The organism is Achromobacter sp. Root170, assembly GCF_001428165.1.
Taxonomy (GTDB): domain Bacteria; phylum Pseudomonadota; class Gammaproteobacteria; order Burkholderiales; family Burkholderiaceae_B; genus Achromobacter; species Achromobacter mucicolens.
Window position 1 is genome coordinate 192,069 of sequence record NZ_LMHN01000015.1, and the last position, 16,021, is coordinate 208,089.

Consider the following 16,021-nt stretch of genomic DNA (forward strand, 5'->3'; position numbering starts at 1 on the left):
TAGAGGCAAAACCATGGCTGAATTGATTGTCGAGAACCAAGGCGCGGTGCGCGTGCTTCGGCTGAATCGCCCGGAGAAGCACAATGCGCTGAACACCGCCTTGACCACCGGGTTGCTGGCCGCGCTGCGCGAGGCCGACCAGGATCCGGCGGTGCGCAGCATCGTGCTGACCGGCAATGGCAAGTCCTTTTGCGCCGGCGCGGATACGACGGAGTTTTCGGCGCTGACGCCCGAGCATCCCGAGGCCGTGCTGGCGCGCGCCAGCCTGACCACCGATCTGCATCTGGTCTTCTCGCGCATGAGCAAACCTGTCATTGCCGCCGTGCATGGCAATGCGCTGGGCGGCGGCGCAGGACTTGCGCTGGCGTGCGACATGGTGGTGATGGCCGAGGACACGCGCTTTGGCTATCCCGAACTGCGTCACGGCATCGTGGCGGCCGTGGTGATGGCCAATCTGGTGCGGCAGCTGGGCCGCAAGCAGGCCTTCGAACTGGTGGCCATGGCCGAGCCCATCGATGGCCATCGGGCGGTGGCGTTGGGGTTGGCCAACCGGGCCGTGCCCGCCGCCGACGTCATGCCGCAGGCGCTGGCCTTTGCCGAGCGTCTTGCCGGGTGGGAAGCGGCGGCCATGGGCCTGACCAAGCGCGCGTTCCATCGGTGCGCTGACCTGGGGCTGGAAGACGCGCTGGGGGTGGGTCGCGATGCCAACGTCATCATGCGCGGTTTTCGTCAGGGGGCGTCGCGATGAAGCCGCTTGATGGCATCACCATCCTGGATTTGTCGCGGGTGCTGGCGTGCCCTTTCGCGTCGATGATCCTGGCCGAATTGGGCGCCACGGTGATCAAGGTCGAGCAGCCCGATGGCGGCGACGAGACACGCGGATTCGAACCCAAGGTGCACGGCGAGGACGGGGACGAGTCGGCCTATTACCTGGCCTTCAACCGCAGCAAGCAGTCAATCACTGTCAATTTCCGCAAGCCCGAGGGCCAGGAGGTGATACGCCGGTTGGCGCAGGATGCCGATGTGGTGGTCGAGAATTTTCCGGTGGGCACCCTGGCGCGTTACGGCCTGGACAAGACCCACATCGCGCCGGGAAACCCGGACTTGATCTATTTCTCGTGCACCGGCTTTGGGATGACCGGGCCGTACGCCCCGCGCAAGGGCTATGACACGGTGTTCCAGGCGATGGGCGGGATTATGAGTCTGACCGGCGAGCGCGATGGCGGACCGGTGAAGCCGGGGTTGCCGGTGGCCGACCTGACCTCGGGCCTGTGGGCGGCGATTGGCATCTTGTCCGCCCTTGTCGGCCGCGAGCGTAGCGGGCGCGGGTGCCATATCGATTTCTCGATGCTGGACGGACAGGTGGGTCTGTTGTCGCTGGCGGCCGCGCGCTATTTCGCGTTGGGAGAGGTGCCGGCGCGCATGGGCACGGAACATCCTGGCCGGGTGCCGTCGGCGGCCTTTGAATGCCGCGATGGCAAATGGGTGCAGATCACCGGCAGTGATCAACACTGGAAACCGCTCTGCGACCTTCTGGATCTACCGCAATGGGGCGCGGATGCCGACTTGGCGCGCAATGCCGTGCGGGTAGCCCGGCGGGAGGAAGTCATGGCCGGTTTGCAGGCTGCCGTGGCCCGGCTGGATCGCGACGAGCTTTGCCGCCGTTGCGATGCCGCAGGCGTGCCGGCCGGGCCGATTCTGGATGTCGGCGAAATCCTGAATAACGAGCATGTCCGCGCGCGCGGCATGGTCTCCAGCTATGACCATCCCCGCATCGGCCGTTTTGGCGCGGTGCCGGTGCCCTTTAAGTTCGAGGGCTATGAAGATCCGCAGGTCGAACGTCCACCATTGCTGGGCGAGCATACCGACGAGGTATTGCGCGCAAGGCTGGGGCTGTCGGCCGAGGAAATCACGGCGTTAAGGCAGCTTGGCGCCATTTAGCAATACGAAAAAAAGCATCCCGATGAGGATCAGGAGACAACGATGAAGACCTTGAAGCGATTGCTGTGCGGCCTGGGTGTCAGCATGATTTGCAGCGGTGCGAGTCTGGCGGCGGACGCCTACCCAACCCAGCCGATCACGCTGGTCAATCCTTATGCCGCCGGCGGCCCCGCCGATGTGCTGGGACGCGCGCTGGCGCGCGAGCTGGAAAAACAGTTGGGCAAGCCGGTCATCGTGGAGAACAAGGCCGGGGGCGGTGCGGCGATCGGCGCAAATTTCGTGGCACGGGCCAAGCCGGATGGCTACACCCTGCTGCTGGGGACGTCGGCCGCGCATGTCGTGACGCCCTTGATGCAGCGGACGACTTACGACGGTATCAAGGATTTTGCCTTTGTGACCATCGTGGCCAATCAGCCCAATATGCTGGTCGTGCGTTCGTCCTTGCCGGTATCCACCTTGCCGGAATTGATCGCGCTGGCGCGCAAGGAGCCGGGCAAGATCAACTATGCGTCGGCCGGGCCCGGCAGTTCTCCGCATCTGGGCGGCGAGCTGTACCGTCAGCAGGCCAAGGTCGACATCATGCACATTCCCTATAGCGGCGCCGCGCCGGCCATCAATGATCTGGTGGGCGGGCAGGTCGATATGGCCGTCCTGAACCTGGCGGCCAGCGTGCAGTTCATCCGCAGCGGCAAACTGAAGGCCCTGGCGTATGCTAACCCCAAGCGTTCGGCCCTGTTTCCCGATGTGCCCACCTTGGCTGAAGCAGGCGTGATCGGCGCTGAATCAGCGTCGTGGTACAGCCTGGCCGCACCCAAGGGCACACCGCAAGCGGTGCTTGAGAAACTGAACAAGGCCGTGCAGGCCGTGAACCAGTCGCCGGAGTATCGCAAGCTGATGGACGCTCAGGGTGTGGAGCTCTGGACCCTGACGCCGCAGGAAGCCACCCAATACGTGGAAAAAGACCAGCTTGCGATGCGCAAGCTGGTGGACAGTGCTGGTCTGACGAAGAAGTAGGGCGCGCGCGGGGTGGCGGACTTGCGCTTCACCCCAGCGCGCTAAGCCGCCGGATCGCAACCAGCGTCTCTTGAACCAGGCGCTGCATCAATTCGGCGGCCGGCACCAAGTCGCCGATCAGTCCCGCGCTTTGACCGGCTTCCACCTTGCCGAGGTCGACATTGCCTTCCAGCGCAGCCTGCTTCAGCGTGCTTTGCGCGAACAAGCCGTCCAGTGCTTCGTCGCTGCTGGTGCGTTCGGCGTTCAGGTACTGCTGGGCAAAGGCGTTGCGCAGCATGCGTACCGGCGAGCGGCCGCGGCCGACCAAGGTGGTGTCGCTGACGCCGGCGGCCATCACCGCCGCCTTGTAATCGGCGTGCACGCTCGCCTCGGGCGTCAGCAGGAAGCGCGTTCCCAGTTGCGCGCCAGCCGCGCCCAGGCACAAGGCTGCCGCAATTCCGGCGCCATCCGCGATGCCGCCTGCGGCGACGACCGGCAAGTCCACGCGCTGCACCGTTGCACGCAGCAGCACCTGTGTGGTGATCTCGTCCGGGCCTGGGTGTCCGCCAGCTTCCAGGCCCACCGCTATCACGCCATCCACACCAGCCGCTTGGGCTTTCTCGGCGTGGACAGGGCTGGCAATGACCTGCAGCCATTTCATCCCGGCATCGTGCACGCGGGCCAGATGCTCTTTCGGCCCGCCTTGCGAGGCAATAATGATCGGTGCGCCTTCGGCGATGGCGATGTCCAGATGTTCGCGCGCGCGCTTGTTGTACAGCGGGATGTTGACCGCGTAGGGCGCGTCGGTCAGGGTGCGCAGCTTGCGCAGCGCGGCTTGCAACGCCTCCGGGTACATCGGGCCGGATGCCACCACGCCCAGGCCGCCGGCGGCCGACACGGCGGCGGCCAGTTCCGCGTTGGAAGACGCCCAGCTCATGCCGGCTTGAATGATGGGGTATCGGATACCCAGAAGATGGGTCAGCGGGGTTTGCAAGGTCATGATGGCGTCTCGTCCGAAAGCAACCATTCTCGGACAAGTCGTTGATTTAATCAACTAAGTCGCAGCGTCAGCCCGTCAAATTCACCGTCGCCCCATGCCGAACCACGCGCTTGGCCAAATCGCCGCCCACCCAGTAAGCCAGCTCTGCCGGATGCGCAATATCCCAAACGACAAAATCCGCCACCTTGCCCGCCTCCAGCGTCCCGCGCGTCGCTGACAAGCCCAACGCCCGGGCCCCATTCGCCGTCACGCCCGCCAGCGCTTCCTCCGGCGTCATCCGGAACAACGTGCACGCCATGCTCAGCATCAAGCGCAGCGACTGCACGGGCGACGTCCCGGGATTCAGATCCGTCGAAATGGCGATGGGTACGCCGTGTTGGCGCAGCAGGTCCACCGGCGGCAGTTGTGTCTCGCGCAGCGCATAAAAGGCCCCAGGCAACAGCACCGCCACGGTCCCGGCCTTGGCCATCGCCCGCGCATCCGATTCGGTCAGGTATTCGAGATGATCCGCTGACAGCGCCCCATGGCGCGCGGCCAGGCTTGCGCCGTGCAGCGAAGACAGTTGCTCGGCATGCAGCTTCACGGGCAGGTTCAGCCGTGCCGCGGCCTGAAACACGCGCTCCACCTGAGCGGGCGTGAACGCCAGATGTTCGCAGAAGGCGTCGACGGCATCGACCAGGCCCTCGGCCGCCAGGGCGGGCAGCATGCGCTGCGTGACTTCATCAATGTAGTCGTCGGGGCGGCCTTGGAACTCGGGCGGCAGCGCGTGCGCGGCCAGGCAGGTTGCCTGCACGGTCATGGGCAGCGTCTGGCCCAGGTGCCGGGCCACGCGCAGCATCTTGCGTTCGTTTTCCAGATCGAGCCCGTAGCCGGATTTGATCTCCAGCGTGGTGACGCCGTCGCGCAGCAAGTGCAGGGCGCGGCGGCGGGCGCTGGCGTAGAGCTCGTCTTCGGTGGCCGCGCGCGTGGCGCGCACGGTGCTGGCGATGCCGCCGCCCTGGGCGGCGATGGTGGCGTAGTCGACGCCTTGCAGGCGTTGCTCGAACTCCCGGCTGCGGTCGCCGCCGAACACCAGGTGAGTGTGGCAGTCGATGAGGCCTGGTGTGACCCACGCGCCGCCCAGGTCATGCACGTGCGCGGCGTCCACGTCTGGCAATTGGGCTTCGGGACCGATCCATTCGATGCGCTCGGCGCGGGTCACGATGGCTGCGTGTTCGATGAGGGAATACGCGCCGCCCGCCATCGTGGCCGCGTGGCAATGCCGCCAGACTTGTCTCATGCACTTCTCCTTCAAGCAGCTGCCGGCCAGCGGATTGCCCCGGCAGGCGCCGCGTCGATCAATCCGAGCCCTGCGTGGCCAGCACGGGGGCGCCGCCGCCGGGGCGTTTGGGATGCACCCACAAGCGGTACGCCACGCATAGCAGCGCGATCCACACCGCGCCCACACCGAGCGCCGTCTGCGTGCCGGGGAAATACCCCAGGACGGCGATCACGAACACCATGAAGGCAATGGCCAGCAAGGGACCCAGCGGCCAGAACGGAACCGGGAACTTCAATGCGGCGACGTCTTCGGTGCGCATCTTGCGGCGCATCGCCACTTGCGAGAGCAGAATCATCAGCCATACCCATACGGTGGCGAAGGTGGCGATGGAGGCGATGAGCAGGAATACATTCTCCGGGATCAGATAGTTCAGCAACACGCCGACCAGCAACGCCACGGACATGACCACCACCGTCATCCACGGCACGCCGTTGCCCGAGACCGAGGCAAAGCCGCGCGGGGCCTGACCTTGCTGCGCCATGCCGAAAAGCATGCGGCCCGCGCCGAAGATGTCGCTGTTGATGGCCGATACGGCCGCGGAGATGACGACGATATTCAGGATGGTGGCCGCCGAGCCGATGCCCAGGCTGTCGAAGATCTGCACGAACGGACTGCCTTTGCTGCCGATCTGCGTCCACGGGAAGATGGACATCAGCACGAATAGCGTCAGCACGTAGAAGAGCAGGATGCGCATCGGGACGGCGTTGATGGCGCGGGGAATGGTGCGGCCCGGGTCCTTGGCTTCGCCGGCGGTGATGCCGATGATCTCGATGCCGCCAAACGCGAACACCACCACGGCCAGCGACGCAATCAGCCCGCCCACGCCATTGGGCATGAAGCCGCCGTGCGCCCAGAGGTTGTGCACGCCGGTCGCGGCGCTGTCCGCACCCAGTCCCAGGCCAAACAGCATGATGCCCAGGCCGCCCGCAATCATCGCAATGATGGCGCTGACTTTCAGCAGCGACAGCCAGAACTCCAGTTCGCCGAACACCTTGACGGACAGCAGGTTGATGGCGCCGATGAAGCAGACGATGGACAGCACCCAGATCCAGCGCGGCACGTCGGGATACCAGAAGCCCATGTACAACCCGAACGCGGTGATGTCGGCCAGACAGACGATGATCATCTCGAACGCGTAGGTCCAACCGGTCAGAAAGCCCGCGAGCGGGCCCAGGTATTGCGTCGCGTAATGGCCGAACGAGCCGGATACCGGATTGCGGACCGCCATCTCGCCGAGGGCGCGCATCACCATGTACACGGCGGCGCCGGCGACCAGGTACGCCAGCAGCACTGACGGTCCGGCTGCCTGGATCGCCTTGGCCGATCCGTAGAAGAGCCCCGTGCCGATGGCCGATCCCAATGCCATGAAGCGGATGTGCCGGGCATTCAGGCCCCGTGTGAGCGCCTGCGCGGGGGCCGGTGCGTCGGACTGCTTGGTTGCTTGCATTGTGTCTCTCTCGTGTTCCCTTGGACGTTCGGCATCAACCGCCGCGAGAGGCGCCTTCTGGTGGGCGCGTGCACGCGGCGTGGCAATGGCGGCCGGCGTCATCCGGCCGTCACGGACGGCATCACAGGCTGGGCAAAAGACCCGGGGGCATCAGGCCGTTCATGACCTGAGCGGCGAGCAGTCCGCTGGCCGCCGCGATGTCGGGCGCGAAGAAGCGGTCTTCTTCGTAGTGGGACACTTTTTCGCGCAGGGCGCGGCGCGCCTGTTCCAGTTGCGGAGAGGTCTTGAGCCCCTCGCGGAAATCCAGCCCCTGGCACGCGCCCAGCCATTCGATGGCCAGGATGTCACGCACGTTGTCGGCCATGGCCCACAGACGCTTGCCCGCGTTGGGCGCCATCGAGACGTGGTCTTCCTGGTTGGCCGACGTGGGCATGCTGTCCACGCTGGCCGGATGCGCCAAGGCCTTGTTGTCGCTGGCCAGCGCCGCCGCCGTCACCTGGGCGATCATGAAGCCGGAGTTCACGCCGCCCTTGCGGACCAGGAACGGCGGCAATTGCGACATGTGCTTGTCCATCATCAGGGCGATGCGCCGTTCCGACAGGGCGCCGATCTCGGCCAGCGCCAGCGCCAGGTTGTCGGCGACGAGTGCGACGGGCTCCGCATGGAAGTTGCCGCCCGAGATGACGTCGCCTTGTTCGACGAACACGAGGGGATTGTCGGACACGGCGTTGGCTTCGATCTGGAGCACCTGGGCCGCGTGGCGGATCTGCGTGAGGCAGGCGCCCATGACCTGGGGCTGGCAACGCAGGGAGTAGGGGTCTTGCACCTTGCCGCAGTCGGCATGGGAATGGCCGACTTCGCTGTCCTCGCCCAGCAGGCTGCGGTAGACGGCGGCCACGTCGATCTGGCCGGTCTGGCCGCGCGCGGCGTGAATGCGGGCATCGAAGGGCGTGCGAGAGCCCAGCATGGCTTCGACGCTGAGGCTGCCGCAAACGAGGCCGGCCGCCATCATGTCTTCGGCTTCGAACAGACCGCGCAGGGCAAACGCGGTGGACACCTGGGTGCCGTTCAGAAGCGCCAGGCCTTCCTTGGCGGCAAGCGTCAGCGGCGTCAGGCCGGCGCGCGCCAGGGCGTCGCGCGCGGGCAGCCATTCGCCCTGATGGCGCGCCTGGCTTTCGCCCAGCAGCACCATCGACATGTGGGCAAGCGGGGCGAGGTCGCCCGAGGCGCCCACCGAACCCTTGAGCGGAATGTGGGGATAGACGCCCGCGTTGACCAGGGCAATCAGGCTGTCGATGACTTTGCGGCGCACACCGGAATAGCCGCGGGCCAGGCTGTTGATTTTCAGCACCATGATGAGGCGCACCATCGCGTCGTCCAGCGCCTCGCCCACGCCGGCGGCATGCGAACGCACCAGCGAAGTCTGCAAGGCCTGCAGGTCCTCGCGCGCGATCTTGGTGGAAGCCAACAGGCCAAAGCCGGTATTGATGCCGTAGACGGTGCGGCCTTCGGCGATGATGCGTTCAACCGTGGCCACGCTGGCGTCGATGCCCTGCGCGGCGCCGGGATCCAGCGTCAGGCTTACGGGCTGCCGGTAGGCGCGCCGCAGGTCGGCCAGCGTCAGGTGGCCCGGTTTCACATGCAATTCCATTTCCTCTTCTCCCACGCCGGTTGCCCGGCTGCTTGCGATCGTTGTTGTGCGGTCAGTCGCGCTTGCCGGTCACCATGGGCAGGTTCAAGCCCTGCTCGCGGGCGCAATCGATGGCGATCTGGTATCCGGCGTCGGCGTGCCGCATCACGCCCGTGGCCGGATCGTTGGTCAGCACCCGGGCGATGCGCTCGGCGGCCGCGTCGGTGCCGTCGCACACGATGACGATGCCGGAATGCTGCGAGAAGCCCATGCCGACGCCGCCGCCGTGATGCAGCGAGACCCAGGTCGCGCCGCTGGCGGTATTGAGCAGCGCGTTGAGCAGCGGCCAGTCGGACACGGCGTCCGAGCCGTCGCGCATGGACTCGGTTTCGCGGTTGGGGCTGGCGACGGAGCCGGAATCCAGGTGGTCCCGGCCAATGACGATGGGCGCCGACAGCTCGCCCGACCGGACCATCTCGTTGAATGCCAGGCCCAGCTTGGCGCGCGCGCCCAGTCCCACCCAGCAGATACGCGCGGGCAGCCCCTGGAAGCTGATGCGCTCGCGCGCCATGCTGAGCCAGCGGTGCAGGTGGGCGTCGTCGGGAATCAGTTCCTTGACCTTGGCGTCGGTTTTGTAGATGTCCTGGGGGTCGCCGGACAGCGCGGCCCAGCGGAACGGCCCCACGCCCCGGCAGAACAGCGGCCGGATGTAGGCCGGGACAAAGCCGGGGAAGTCGAACGCGTCGGCAACGCCTTCTTCCTTGGCCATCTGCCGGATGTTGTTGCCGTAGTCGAAGGTGGGGATGCCCTGCCGCTGGAATGCCAGCATGGCCTGCACGTGCACGGCCATCGACTGCTTGGCGGCCTTGATGACCGCCGCCGGCTCGCGCTGCGCGCGGTCCCGGTAGTCCTGCCAGGTCCAGCCGGCGGGCAGGTAGCCGTTCAAGGGGTCGTGCGCGCTGGTCTGATCGGTGACCATGTCGGGCCTGACGCCCCGGCGCACGAGCTCGGGCAGGATCTCGGCGGCGTTGCCGCAGAGCGCGACGGACACCGCGCGGCCTGCTTGTGTGTGTTTGGCGATGCGGGCCAGGGCGTCGTCCAGGTTGGCGGCCTGTTCGTCCACATAGCGCGTGCGCAGGCGGAAATCGATCCGGCTTTGTTGGCATTCGATGTTGAGCGAGCACGCGCCCGCCAGCGTGGCCGCCAGGGGCTGCGCGCCGCCCATGCCGCCCAGGCCGGCGGTCAGGACCCAGCGCCCGGCGAGGTTGCCGCCGTAGTGCTGGCGGCCCGCTTCGACGAAGGTTTCGTACGTGCCCTGCACGATGCCCTGGCTGCCGATGTAAATCCAGCTGCCGGCGGTCATCTGGCCATACATGGCCAGACCCTTGGCGTCCAGTTCGTTGAAGTGTTCCCACGTGGCCCAATGCGGGACAAGGTTCGAGTTGGCGATCAGCACGCGGGGCGCGTTGGCGTGCGTCTTGAACACGCCGACCGGCTTGCCCGATTGCACCAGCAGCGTTTCGTCGTCGTTCAGGGCCGTAAGCGATTCGACGATCTTGTCGTAGCAATCCCAGTCGCGGGCCGCACGGCCGATACCGCCGTACACGACGAGCTCGTTCGGGTTCTCGGCCACGTCGGGGTCGAGGTTGTTCATGAGCATGCGCAAGGGCGCTTCGGTCAGCCAGCTCTTGGCCGTAAGTTGGCTGCCGCGCGGGGCGCGAATGACGGTGTCGCGGAATCGGGTCGAAGGCTTCAAGTGTGTCTCCTGGATCGGGTCGAGGCGCGCGGTGATCCAGCGCCAAGGTGATCGAATCTTATGATGCCTATGGTTGTATATACAATAGCAGACGACTGATTTTGAGACTAGGGATTACCCCAATGAAAAATGCCGAACCCGCGGGGATTCGGCTTTGGCGATAGAAGCAGGGGGGCGCCGCAATGGCGCGGACATCACGTCGTGAACTTGCCTTCCAGGCGGTGGCGCGAGCCGGGGTGGATCAGGCGGGCCAGCGTCACCGCGCGGTCGCCGGACCAGGTGCGCCGGCTGATGAGCAGACATGGCTCATCGCGTTCGATCTGCAGCAATTGGCACTCGCGCGGCTTGGCCAGGATCGCCTCGACCACGTGCTCGCCCGCGCTCAGCGGCGCCACGCGGGTCAGGTATTCATAGGGCGTGCTTTGCGTGAAGTCCTGCTTCAGGTAGTCGGGCGCAAGGCGGACGTTTACGTAGCGGTCTTCCAGCTGGATCGGCACGTCGTCCTCGTAGTGGACGATGATCGAATGAAAGACCGGCTGCCCCGCGCGGATTTCCAGCGCCTGGGCTTGTTCGGCGCCGGCCGGCTCTTCAGCCAGCCGCACCACGCGGCTGTGGTGCCGGTGGTTCCGCGCCGCGATCTCGTCGGCGATGTTGTTCACGGCAAACAGGGCCGAGCGCGCCTTGGGCTGCGCGACAAAGGTGCCGACGCCTTGCATCCGCACAAGCAGGCCTTCCGATGTCAATTCGCGCAGTGCGCGGTTGATCGTCATGCGGCTGAATCCCAGTTCCTCGACCAGTTCGGCTTCCGACGGCACGCGGTAATGCGCGGGCCAGGCGCCGCTGCGGATCTGCTGCGCAATCATCTGCTTGACCTGCGCGTACAGCGGAGCGGGCGGGGCATTGGCTGGGACAGGCAATCGGGGAGGGGAGGCAGCCACGAGGGATCCTGGGTGTGCAACGTGTGAGCGGTGAAAATGCGGGCTCTAGTATAGACAGGTACACATCGCGCGCGCAGGCCTGGCCTCAGCCTCGCGCCGGCCTGCTGACCCGGAGTGCGGCGACCACCAGCGAAAACGCCGGCGACGGTTGCCGCCGGCTGGGGTAGTAAAGATGGTATCCCTCGAAGCTGGGGCACCAGTCCTCCAGCACCCGGACCAGCTGGCCGGATTCCAGATAGGGCATCAGTTCGTCCTCCGGCAACAGCGACAGGCCAAGCCCCGCCAGCGCCGCGTCGATCTGGGGCTGGGTGGTATTGAAGATCAGCGGGCCGTCCACGCGGACGTTGACCTGGCGGCCGCGGCGCTCGAAGTCCCACACATACAGGCCGCCTGAACTTTGCATGCGCTGATTGATGCAGGCGTGCTGCATCAGATCCTGGGGCACCTTTGGGACGGGCCGCGATTCGAAGTAGCCGGACGACCCCACCACGGCCAGGCGCATTGGCGGACCAATGGGCACGGCGATCATGTCCTTGTCGATGGTCTTGCCCATGCGCACACCGGCGTCGAACCGGTCCGCCACGATGTCGCGGAACCCGTAGTTCACGTCGAACTCCAGCTTGATGTCCGGATACTCGCGCATCAGCGGCGTCAGCTTGGGTAGCAGGATACTGTGCAGCACATAGTCGCCACAGGTGATGCGCACGGTTCCCGCCGGCTTGTCGCGCAGTCCGGTCAGCTCGTCCAGCTCTGCCTCGATCTCGTCGAAGCGGTTGCCGATGGCGTTGAGCAGCCGCTCGCCCGCCGCGGTGGGGGAAACACTGCGCGTGGTGCGCCTGAGCAGCCGGATCTGCAGGCGCGTTTCCAGGCCACTGACGGACTGGCTGAGCGCCGATTGCGTCACGCCCAGCAGCGACGCCGCGCGGGTAAAACTGCCTTCGCGCGCGACCGTCACGAAGTAAAGGAGGTCATTGAGGTTGCGACGGGCCATGGGACGAATGAGGAAATTGATTCGCTGATCTTATAAAGCTCTTAAGCATTGATTAGCTAGCTTCCGGCTCGGCCGTTTGCGGGGATTCGGGCAAAGACAAGCGCGAATCCGGACTGCCGGCGGGCGGCGCCTGCGAGCGGCGCCGGGTCTTATCGGGCCGTGACCCCATTCTTGACCGCCAGAATGTGCGCCATGACGCTCACCGCGATCTCGGCGGGCGTCTTGCTGCCGATGTGCAGTCCGACCGGCGAGTGCAGCCGTTGCAGCGACGCTTCCGTTTCATCGAAGTGTTCCATGAACCGCTCCCGTCGGCTGGCGGCGTTGCGGCGTGAGCCGATGGCGCCCACGTAGAAGGCTGGGCTGTGCAGCGCTTCCAGCAAGGCCATGTCGTCAAGCTTGGGGTCATGGCTGAGCGCCACGATGCAGGTTCGGGTATCGGGGGCTAGCGCGCGCACGGCGTCGTCGGGCATTTCGGTGGTGAAGGCCACGCCGTCCACGGACCATGTGCCCAGGTGCTCGATGCGCGGGTCGCATACGGTCACCGCGAAGTCATTGAACAGCGCCATGGTGGCGACGTATTCGGCCAGCGATCCGGCGCCGATGAGGAGGAGCCGGTATTGGGGTCCAAGCGTGCTGGACAGCGTGACGCCATCGAAATGCAGGGCCTCGGGCGCCGATGCGTCGCCAAGCGTCACGGCCCCGGACGCGCAATCCACGGTCCGCTGCACGAGGTGGCCCGCCTCAAGCCGGCGGACCAATGCGTCAAGCGCCGCGCCGTCGGGTTCGAATTCAAGCAGCAGCTCAAGCGTGCCGCCGCAAGGCAGCCCGAAGCGGTGCGCCTCGTCGGCCGTGACGCCATAGCGAACGAGTTCGGGCGCCGACTGCGGAATGGCCCCGTCGCCGTAGGCCCGCGTGTAGCGGTGGATCAGGTCGTCCTCGATGCAGCCGCCGGAGACCGACCCGATGCAGCGGCCGTCCTCGCGCAGCACCATCATCGAGCCGACGGGCCGCGGCGACGACCCCCACGTCTTGACGACGGTGGCCAGCATCAGGCGATGACCGGCCACCTGCCAATCGCGCGCCGCGCGCAGCACGCGCACATCAACACTTTCCATCATGCCACCTTGCGCACCGGCAGGCTGCGGATCCGCTTGCCGGTCGCGGCGAAGATGGCGTTGCACAGGGCGGGGGCCACGGGCGGCACCGGCGGCTCGCCCACGCCGCCCGGCGGCAACGCGTGATCGTCATTGACCAGATGCGTGCGGATCACGCGCGGCGAGGCGTTATGGCGCAGGACTTCGTAGTCATGGAAGTTGCTTTGCTTCACGCGGCCTTTTTCGAAGGTGATTTCGCTGGTCAGCGCCAGGCCAAGGCCCATGATGGCGCCGCCTTCCATTTGCGCGCGGATGCGTTCGGGATTGATCTGCGGGCCGCAGTCCATGGCCATGTCCACGGCGACGACGCGGACCTCGCCCTTGTCGTCCACCGCCACTTCGACGACCGTGGCCGTGTAGCTCATGAAGCTGTAGCAGAAGGCCAAACCCAGGCCATGGCCCTTGGGCAAGGTGCGGCCCCAGCCTGCGCCCTTGCACGCGGCCTCGATCACGCCGCGCAGGCGGCCGGTGTCGTAGGGGTAGCGTTCAGGCGACTCGGTGTAGTTCCACGTGTCGGCCATCGTGCCCGGGTCGATCTGGCGGGCCGGGCCGATGAGGTCCAGCGCGAAGGCTTGCGGATCTTTGCCCGCGCGGTGGGCCAGTTCGTCGATGAAGCACTGGGCGGCGAAGGCATGGGGAATGTTGGCGACTGACCGGAACCAGCCGATGCGGGCGTGAGCGTCGACTTCGGCGGTCTCCACGCGCACGTTCGGAATGCGGTAGGGCATGTTGATCGCCGACATGGCCGATTCGAACATCTGCTGCCCCTTGGCGCCTTGCGCGAACAGCGAAGCGATAGTGGGCGCGGCGCTGCGGTGCAGCCAGGATTGGACTTGCCCCTGCGCGTCCATGACGGCTTCCAGTCGCTCGACCGACACGGTGTGCAGATAGTCGTGATGGATATCGTCCTCCCGCGTCCAGACCAGCTTGACCGGCGTGCCGTCGGGCATGGCGCGGGCCACAATGGCGGCTTCGTCCACGAAGTCGGGCTTGGACTTGCGCCCGAAGCCGCCGCCCAGCAGCAGCACGTTGACCTTGACGTTGGCGGGGGCCAGCTTCAGGCGCGCCGCGACAGCGCTTTTAGCGGCGGCCGGATTCTGCACGGACGTCCAGACCTCGGCGCTGTTGCCCTTGATCTGCACGGTGGCGACCGGCGGTTCCATCGATGCGTGCGCCAGATGGGGCACGTAGTATTCCGCGGCCACGCGCTCGGCTTCGGGCGCCTTGGCCCAGGCATTGGCGGCGTCGCCCTGGTTGCGCATCGTCTTGCCGGGCGCGCGGGCCGCCGCCTGCAGGGTTTGCCGGTAGGCGGCCGAGTCATAGCTGCCGTTCGGGCCATCGTCCCATTCGATCTCCAACGCGTCGCGTCCCTGGCGGGCGGCCCAGGTGTTGCGCGCCACGACGGCCACGCCGCCCAGCGGCTGGAATGCGGGGGCGCCCTGCATGGGGGGAATCTCGACGACCTTCAGCACGCCGGGTACGGCCAGCGCCTTGGCGCTGTCGAAACGCCGAAGCCGGCCGCCCACGACGGGAGGGCGCGCCACGACGGCATAGACCATGCCGGGCAGGCGCATGTCCATGCCGTAGGTGGCTTGCCCTTTGCCGATGGCTTCGAGGTCCACGAGGCGAACCTGATCCTTGCCGATGTACCGGAATTCTGACCGGTCCTTGAGCTTGAGCGCGTCGCCGGCCGGCACGGGCTGCTTGGCCGCGTCCGCCGCCAGGTCGCCATAGGACAGACGACGGCCGGTGGGCGCATGCAGCACTTCATGCTGTTCGGCCTTGACCTCGGCAACAGGCACGGCCCATCGCACCGCTGCCGCGGCTTCCAGCATCTGCCGGGCCGCCGCGCCCACGCGCCGCATCGGCATCAGGAAGTGCCGCATGCTGCGCGAGCCGTCCACGTTCTGATTGCCGTAGCGCGCTTCGTCGCCGGGCGCCTGCACGACCTTCACGCGTTCCCAGCGGGCTTCCATCTCGTCGGCCACCACCATCGGCAGGCTGGTGCGCACGCCCGTGCCCATTTCCGCGCGGTGCGCCACGATGGTGACCGTGCCGTCGGCGGCGATGCTGACAAAGACCAGCGGATCGTCCACCGTGCCGCCAGGCATGCTGTCGGCGCCATACGCCTTGGCGGCCGGCTCGGCGGCCACCGCGGTCGTGACCCATCCCTTGGCCGTGACGGCAAGCGTCAAGACGCCCAGGCTGCCCTGCAGGAAAGCGCGGCGCGAAAGTTGAGCGGCGGCGGTCATTGCTTGCCTCCTTGGGCGAGGCGGCTTGCGGCCTGTTGAATGGCAGCCAATATGCGCGGGTAGGTGCCGCAGCGGCAGATGTTGCCGCTCATGGCGTCCGCGATCTCCTGTTCGGTCGGAGTGGGATTGGCCTTCAACAGGCTCACCGCCGTCATGATCTGGCCCGCCTGGCAGTAGCCGCACTGCGCGACGTTGTTGTCGACCCAGGCCGTCTGCACCGCCCGGCCGACCGGATCGGCATCCATGCCTTCAATGGTCGACAGCTGGCGGCCGGAAGCCACCGAGACGGGGGTAAGGCAGGCGCGCACGGGCGTGCCGTCGATATGCACCGTACAGGCGCCGCACAGCGCCATGCCGCAACCGAACTTGGTGCCGGTCATGCCCAGCTCGTCTCGCAGAACCCATAGGATCGGCATGTCGTCCGGGACGTTGACGTCCTGGGTCTGACCGTTGATTTGCAGTTGCGTCATGGGGGCAGTTCCTGAGAGGCACGGCGCAGTCGTCTTGCCTCGGGTGGGGGGATAACTTCTTGAGTCCGGAATTTTGCCGAAAAAATCCCGGTTTTATTCATTAGCCTTACTAATAGGCCTGTTAAGGG

13 protein-coding genes are annotated in these 16,021 nt (G+C 66.4%); 3 read left to right on the forward strand and 10 right to left on the reverse strand.

Translation table 11 applies throughout. From position 1 onward, the window contains the following. The first annotated feature begins 13 nt into the window (after nucleotides 1-13). The 3 genes from ASD87_RS15295 to ASD87_RS15305 are packed head-to-tail and all read left to right on the forward strand — an operon-like array spanning nucleotide 14 to nucleotide 2,955. Nucleotides 14-748, forward strand: a complete 735-nt coding sequence (locus ASD87_RS15295) for an enoyl-CoA hydratase/isomerase family protein (protein ID WP_056323161.1) — start codon at nucleotides 14-16, stop codon at nucleotides 746-748. Further along, complete coding sequence (locus tag ASD87_RS15300; RefSeq protein WP_056323164.1) at nucleotides 745-1,941, forward strand: CaiB/BaiF CoA-transferase family protein; 1,197 nt, start codon at nucleotides 745-747, stop codon at nucleotides 1,939-1,941. Before ASD87_RS15295 ends, ASD87_RS15300 begins: the two co-directional genes overlap by 4 nt. Before the next feature lie 42 nt (nucleotides 1,942-1,983). Further along, a complete protein-coding gene (locus ASD87_RS15305) occupies nucleotides 1,984-2,955 on the forward strand; it encodes a tripartite tricarboxylate transporter substrate binding protein (RefSeq protein WP_056323172.1) in 972 nt (323 codons plus the stop codon). A 28-nt stretch (nucleotides 2,956-2,983) separates the two neighbouring features. On the opposite strand, the gene ASD87_RS15310 is transcribed toward ASD87_RS15305, so the two are convergent. The 10 genes from ASD87_RS15310 to ASD87_RS15355 all read right to left on the reverse strand — a co-directional run bounded on the left by ASD87_RS15310 (nucleotide 2,984) and on the right by ASD87_RS15355 (nucleotide 15,893). After that, complete coding sequence (locus ASD87_RS15310; RefSeq protein ID WP_056323174.1) at nucleotides 2,984-3,934, reverse strand: nitronate monooxygenase family protein; 951 nt, start codon at nucleotides 3,932-3,934, stop codon at nucleotides 2,984-2,986. A 67-nt stretch (nucleotides 3,935-4,001) separates the two neighbouring features. Continuing rightward, nucleotides 4,002-5,213 carry an imidazolonepropionase gene (gene hutI, locus ASD87_RS15315; protein ID WP_056323178.1) on the reverse strand — a complete coding sequence of 404 codons (1,212 nt, stop codon included), beginning with the start codon at nucleotides 5,211-5,213 and terminating at the stop codon, nucleotides 4,002-4,004. 58 nt (nucleotides 5,214-5,271) lie between these two features. Next, a complete protein-coding gene (locus ASD87_RS15320; protein ID WP_056323181.1) occupies nucleotides 5,272-6,702 on the reverse strand; it encodes an amino acid permease in 1,431 nt (476 codons plus the stop codon). Nucleotides 6,703-6,823: 121 nt separating this feature from the next. After that, the gene (gene hutH / locus ASD87_RS15325; protein ID WP_056323184.1) at nucleotides 6,824-8,353 is read right to left on the reverse strand and encodes a histidine ammonia-lyase; all 1,530 of its coding nucleotides are present in this window, start codon (nucleotides 8,351-8,353) and stop codon (nucleotides 6,824-6,826) included. Nucleotides 8,354-8,405: 52 nt separating this feature from the next. Beyond that, the gene (gene hutU / locus ASD87_RS15330; protein WP_056323185.1) at nucleotides 8,406-10,088 is read right to left on the reverse strand and encodes a urocanate hydratase; all 1,683 of its coding nucleotides are present in this window, start codon (nucleotides 10,086-10,088) and stop codon (nucleotides 8,406-8,408) included. 194 nt (nucleotides 10,089-10,282) lie between these two features. Further along, nucleotides 10,283-11,026 carry a histidine utilization repressor gene (gene hutC, locus ASD87_RS15335; RefSeq protein WP_180100579.1) on the reverse strand — a complete coding sequence of 248 codons (744 nt, stop codon included), beginning with the start codon at nucleotides 11,024-11,026 and terminating at the stop codon, nucleotides 10,283-10,285. 85 nt (nucleotides 11,027-11,111) lie between these two features. After that, nucleotides 11,112-12,017 (reverse strand): LysR family transcriptional regulator, encoded by a 906-nt coding sequence (locus tag ASD87_RS15340; protein WP_056323187.1) that lies wholly within the window; start codon nucleotides 12,015-12,017, stop codon nucleotides 11,112-11,114. Between the two features lie 149 nt (nucleotides 12,018-12,166). Continuing rightward, on the reverse strand, nucleotides 12,167-13,132 hold the full coding sequence (locus ASD87_RS15345) for an XdhC family protein (RefSeq protein ID WP_056324552.1): 966 nt from the start codon (nucleotides 13,130-13,132) through the stop codon (nucleotides 12,167-12,169). After that, nucleotides 13,132-15,423, reverse strand: a complete 2,292-nt coding sequence (locus tag ASD87_RS15350) for a xanthine dehydrogenase family protein molybdopterin-binding subunit (RefSeq protein ID WP_056323188.1) — start codon at nucleotides 15,421-15,423, stop codon at nucleotides 13,132-13,134. Before ASD87_RS15350 ends, ASD87_RS15345 begins: the two co-directional genes overlap by 1 nt. Next, nucleotides 15,420-15,893, reverse strand: a complete 474-nt coding sequence (locus ASD87_RS15355; protein ID WP_056323189.1) for a (2Fe-2S)-binding protein — start codon at nucleotides 15,891-15,893, stop codon at nucleotides 15,420-15,422. Before ASD87_RS15355 ends, ASD87_RS15350 begins: the two co-directional genes overlap by 4 nt. Nucleotides 15,894-16,021: the final 128 nt, after the last annotated feature.

Coding starts and splice junctions, on each gene's coding strand:
- ASD87_RS15295 (WP_056323161.1), top strand. CDS start 14: ATGGCTGAATTGATTGTCGAGAACCAAGGCGCGGTGCGCGTGCTTCGG.
- ASD87_RS15300 (WP_056323164.1), top strand. CDS start 745: ATGAAGCCGCTTGATGGCATCACCATCCTGGATTTGTCGCGGGTGCTG.
- ASD87_RS15305 (WP_056323172.1), top strand. CDS start 1,984: ATGAAGACCTTGAAGCGATTGCTGTGCGGCCTGGGTGTCAGCATGATT.
- ASD87_RS15310 (WP_056323174.1), bottom strand. CDS start 3,934: ATGACCTTGCAAACCCCGCTGACCCATCTTCTGGGTATCCGATACCCC.
- hutI (WP_056323178.1), bottom strand. CDS start 5,213: ATGAGACAAGTCTGGCGGCATTGCCACGCGGCCACGATGGCGGGCGGC.
- ASD87_RS15320 (WP_056323181.1), bottom strand. CDS start 6,702: ATGCAAGCAACCAAGCAGTCCGACGCACCGGCCCCCGCGCAGGCGCTC.
- hutH (WP_056323184.1), bottom strand. CDS start 8,353: ATGGAATTGCATGTGAAACCGGGCCACCTGACGCTGGCCGACCTGCGG.
- ASD87_RS15340 (WP_056323187.1), bottom strand. CDS start 12,017: ATGGCCCGTCGCAACCTCAATGACCTCCTTTACTTCGTGACGGTCGCG.
- ASD87_RS15345 (WP_056324552.1), bottom strand. CDS start 13,132: ATGGAAAGTGTTGATGTGCGCGTGCTGCGCGCGGCGCGCGATTGGCAG.
- ASD87_RS15350 (WP_056323188.1), bottom strand. CDS start 15,423: ATGACCGCCGCCGCTCAACTTTCGCGCCGCGCTTTCCTGCAGGGCAGC.
- ASD87_RS15355 (WP_056323189.1), bottom strand. CDS start 15,893: ATGACGCAACTGCAAATCAACGGTCAGACCCAGGACGTCAACGTCCCG.